The 1,235-nt window shown below is 64.9% G+C and carries 1 protein-coding gene; it reads left to right on the top strand.

Annotated features, from left to right (window positions below):
* On the top strand, positions 1-814 hold an 814-nt coding region (locus MOV75_RS38765), incomplete at its 5' end, for a S1 RNA-binding domain-containing protein (RefSeq protein WP_247008109.1).
* Between the last annotated feature and the right edge of the window lie 421 nt (positions 815-1,235).

Below are 1,235 nucleotides of genomic sequence, written 5' to 3'. Positions count from 1 at the left end.
CGTGTCGGGCGTCGGCTCGGGTCTGGCGCAGAGCATCGTGGCGCATCGCGACGCCAACGGTCCGTTCAAGTCGCGCAAGGCGCTCAAGGACGTGCCGCGGCTCGGGCCGAAGGCGTTCGAACAGTGTGCAGGCTTCTTGCGCATTCTCGGCGGCGAGGACCCGCTCGATGCCTCCGGCGTGCATCCGGAAGCCTATCCGGTGGTGCGGCGGATTCTCAGCGCCACCAAGAGCGACATCAAGGCGCTGATCGGCAGCAGCGAGATCGTGCGCACGCTGAAGCCGAAGGACTTCGTCGACGAGACCTTCGGTCTGCCGACCGTCACCGACATCTTGCGTGAATTGGAAAAGCCCGGCCGCGACCCGCGTCCGGCGTTCAAGGCCGCGGTGTTCATGGAGGGCGTCGAGGAGATCAAGCATCTCAAGAAGGGCATGATCCTCGAGGGCACCGTGACCAACGTCGCCGCCTTCGGCGCCTTCGTCGATATCGGCGTGCACCAGGACGGTCTCGTGCACATCTCGGCGATGTCCAAGACCTACATCAAGGATCCGCGCGAGGTGGTTAAGCCCGGCGACATCGTCAAGGTGAAGGTGCTGGACTTCGAGGTCGCGCGCAAGCGCATCTCGCTGACGCTGCGCCTCGACGACGAGGTCGGCGCCAAGAAGGACGCCCCCGGCATGCAGCGCGACAACAGCTCGCGCAACCCGTCACGCATGACCTCCTCCGCACCCCGCAAGCAGGAATCCTCCGGCGGCGGCGCCCTCGCCGAAGCGCTGCGCCGCGCGGCGGAAAAGAACAACGGCAAGCGGGCGTAGCAGCTGAGCAGCCTGAATAGGGCAAGCTCCATCCGCGCCGTCATTGCGAGCGCAGCGAAGCAATCCAGGGTCCCTCCGCGGAAACAGTCTGGATTGCTTCGTCGCATCAGCGCAAGATTGCCGCGCAATTTTGTCGCGAGCTCCTCGCAATGACGGGGAGAGAGCGCCCGCTTCCCTAACACCCGCGTCAGAATCTGGCGTGTTTGTAAGTTGAAGCTGCCTGTTCCTTCCTTTCATCTGATCGTTCTCGTGCGGCGTTACGACCGCCGCACTGCAAGGAGGACCTTTCGATGAACAACAGGCTTCTCAAAGGCCTCACCGCGGCGACGCTCGCCGCGATGGTGGCGTTCGCTTCACCTGTGCTGGCCCGTGGCGGCGGTGGCGGAGGTCACGGCGGCTTTGGCGGTGGCGGCCATTTCGG

It is taken from the genome of Bradyrhizobium sp. PRIMUS42, assembly GCF_023006515.1.
Taxonomy (GTDB): Bacteria; Pseudomonadota; Alphaproteobacteria; order Rhizobiales; family Xanthobacteraceae; genus Bradyrhizobium.
Note: the sequence above shows the minus strand (reverse complement) of the source record. Positions and strands in the feature narration are given on the sequence as shown.